This is a genomic window from Steroidobacter sp. (assembly GCF_016790065.1).
GTDB lineage: Bacteria > Pseudomonadota > Gammaproteobacteria > Steroidobacterales > Steroidobacteraceae > Steroidobacter.
This window is the reverse complement of sequence record NZ_JAEUPY010000042.1, coordinates 1-2,822: the sequence shown is the minus strand read 5'-3', so window position 1 is coordinate 2,822 and position 2,822 is coordinate 1. Positions and strand designations below refer to the sequence as shown.

General features: G+C 61.9%; 4 protein-coding genes. All 4 read left to right on the top strand.

Features of this window, described 5'->3' with window-relative positions; all coding sequences use genetic code 11:
• A partial coding sequence (locus JNL55_RS01630; protein ID WP_293848526.1) for a toprim domain-containing protein occupies positions 1-880 on the top strand: 880 nt, incomplete at its 5' end.
• A 373-nt stretch (positions 881-1,253) separates the two neighbouring features.
• Complete coding sequence (locus JNL55_RS01625; RefSeq protein ID WP_293848525.1) at positions 1,254-1,745, top strand: DUF4262 domain-containing protein; 492 nt, start codon at positions 1,254-1,256, stop codon at positions 1,743-1,745.
• Between the two features lie 238 nt (positions 1,746-1,983).
• Positions 1,984-2,214: a hypothetical protein gene (locus JNL55_RS01620; RefSeq protein ID WP_293848524.1), complete on the top strand. Its 231-nt coding sequence runs from the start codon at positions 1,984-1,986 to the stop codon at positions 2,212-2,214.
• A 10-nt stretch (positions 2,215-2,224) separates the two neighbouring features.
• Positions 2,225-2,822, top strand: a 598-nt coding sequence (locus tag JNL55_RS01615; protein WP_293848523.1) for a hypothetical protein, incomplete at its 3' end; no start/stop codon positions are given.

Sequence of the window (2,822 nt, the reverse complement as noted above, 5' to 3'; positions counted from 1 at the left end):
GATGTGGCTGCTGAACGCCGACGAGAAGACCACGGGACGAGAATTGCGTCGCGTGCTCGATGAGATGGACTCGAGAGTCGGAGCGCCGCCGCCGATGATCGTGTCGCCTCCGCGTGAGAAGTCCTCCGAACGTGACGAATGGCAAGGGCCCACGCGAGAGGCGCTACTGGGGCTTCGCAACCAAGCCAAACCGTTGACACACGAAGACGCGGAGCCCGCTCGCCGATATCTGGCATCGAGGGGCTTTGCTGCCTTGGACCTCTCGACGTTGCAACCGCTACGGTGTCATCGCGGACTTGCCTACTATGACGAAGACAGTCAGTTCGTCGGATGCTTTCCAACCCTGATCGCAGACATCGAAGTGCCTGCGAGAGAGGTTGTTTCGATCCAGCGATATTTCTTGACGGCGGACGGCCAGAAGGCGCCAGTCAAGTCGGTGAAGAAGCTGTTGACGATGGCGGGTGCGAACGCCAGTGGCGGCTCGCTTCGGCTGCATCCGCCCGGGCCGGTGCTCATGACCTGCGAAGGGTTCGAGAACGGCCTACCGGGACTGTTGAGAAATCCGCATCTGCCGCTCTGGCCGGCCTTGACCGCGGCGCTGCTCGGCTCGCTCGTCGTGCCATCGGTGGTGCGACACATTGTGGTATGGGCAGATCCCGATAAGGCTGGTCGGAATGCCGTGAACAAGTTGACGGCGCGCATGGCGGCCGAAGCTCGAACCGTGGAGGCGTTGTACCCACGTGACACACAGCTGGATTGGAACGATGTGTTTCTTCGGTTCGGGGTCGAGGCCATCCCCAAGCTGTCGTCTTCCGTGCGAATGCTGCCGACTGCCTACCGCCTCGCGCAGCTGCGCCACGGCGTCGTCGTGCGTGGATAGGAGCAGCCACATGCATCTTGTGGACCCTAAACGTTAGAACTTGCGCGCTTAAGTTAGCTTCAAGCGCAAATTGATCAGCACCCTCGGTGCATTGATCAAGTGCATCGACGTGACCCGGTAGCCCTGTAGTCACACATTATTTTCAACCAACTGCTCGGGGACACCGCGCGAGCCAAGCGTGTCCTCGAACCTCACCCCCCTGGAGATTTCCAATGCGTATCGAAAGAAACGCGGCGGCTTCGATTGCCTGTTTCGAGCCCGATGGGGGTTCGACGGGATCCTTTCAATATAGCCGACGGGCGCGAGTAATTCGTCTGGAGGTGCTAGTCGCGCCGCGCCCACGCTCGGGCGAGGCGACTGTGGCAACGCTCGTATGAGTGCTGCCATTCACGAACAAGGTGAGCTGCAGACGCTCCTCAGTCGCAGCGGCAGCCATCTCAAGGAGTTTGGCTTCGTGACGCTCTGGAAACCTTACGATCGCAGCACCCGAACTCCGGCCTACGCTTACACGGTCGGTCTTGCGAAACGGTTCAGACGGCCCGAGCTGCTGCTCTTTGGACAAACCCACGAGGCCTCGCTGGTAACGGTGCGCACCCTGGTGGCTCGGTACGTCAGGCGAGGTGTGGCGCCGCCTATGGATGAGCCCATTCGGAACGTGCTCGGGGGCATCGCGCTGATGGTCAAACCCGTGCGCCTGGAGCGAGCGGCGAGATACATGCGGCTTGCGGTGGAGTACTGCCAGAGCGTACCCGTGCCGTGCGCCGTGCAGCAGGTGGTGATGCCGGATTTCGCGGGACGATATCCGTGGGACGCGGAGTACGACACCTCGTTCGATCGCTACCAGCTGAGACTGTTTGATTCCTAAGACGAGAGCGCAACCGGACGCAACCCATGGGGTGGCGTTCGTTTGCTCAAGGGTAACTCGCGGCCGCCGGCCGCGATCACACGAGCCCGGTCGCCGCGGCGCTTGTTGCGGACCATCCCTCCCAAAGCATTCGTGCGGTGAGCGTCGACGCGGAATGTTTCTTTCCGCTACGCAGCTCATGACGGAGCGTCGCACTCGAACACCGGAGCATTCATCTGAACTTTCATGGAGGTGCGGTATGCGTCTTAGCGTGCCCAACTGTCCGACCTGTCACCGACCGGCGCAGGCCGCGCACGAGTGGGTGCCCATTACTTGGCCCATCGCTGATTCGGACGGGTCTGGAACGTTCAACTATCGCGGCAGCGCCACCGTCCATTGGGACGATGTGAAGCCTGACCCAGGCCCGAAGGGCCGTCCGATCTTTACCTGCGGCTTCCACACCTGGGAGTCCGAAGTCATCGAACCCTGAAGGAGTCACTATGACGAACAATGAAAGGTTGCTCAGCTGCGACGCGAAGGGCGGGGCCGGAGCGAGTCACGAATCTACCCTCGCGCGCCGTCACTTGGTAAACGGCGGTAACGGGGAGCGTGTGATCGAGGCCGAGCCCGAGGCGAGCTCATCGGTTGGCGGCGACGCAGACAGCACAGCGGCGCTCATGCAATCGATGGCCGTGCACAGCCCGGACCCCTCGATTGCGGAGGTCGCCATCGTCGACCTGTTGCACCACCTGCATCTGGCGGTGAACCTCGTCCGAGCGGCGTGTGACCGTCAACCGCAGCATCAGGCGCGCCTCAGACAGGCATTCCGGGTGCTGCCCTGGTACCTGCCGATGCGCGTGACGGATGAGGTCTATGCCGCGCACGTCAACGAGCAACTCGAACGCATGGTGATGGAACAATCTGTGTCGGAGGGGACGCGTGCCGAGGTGCTCGCAGTCCTCTCGGTATGGAGCGATTCGCTGAATGAGTCCTGCGCAGCGCTTTACGCGCAGCTTGCACGTGACCTGTTAGGCGTCGAGATCGAATTAGAGAACGATCAGCGGCCGCCTGAATCGAGCCCAGGCGCCTCGGCGCAAC

Coding starts and splice junctions, on each gene's coding strand:
- JNL55_RS01625 (WP_293848525.1), top strand. CDS start 1,254: ATGAGTGCTGCCATTCACGAACAAGGTGAGCTGCAGACGCTCCTCAGT.
- JNL55_RS01620 (WP_293848524.1), top strand. CDS start 1,984: ATGCGTCTTAGCGTGCCCAACTGTCCGACCTGTCACCGACCGGCGCAG.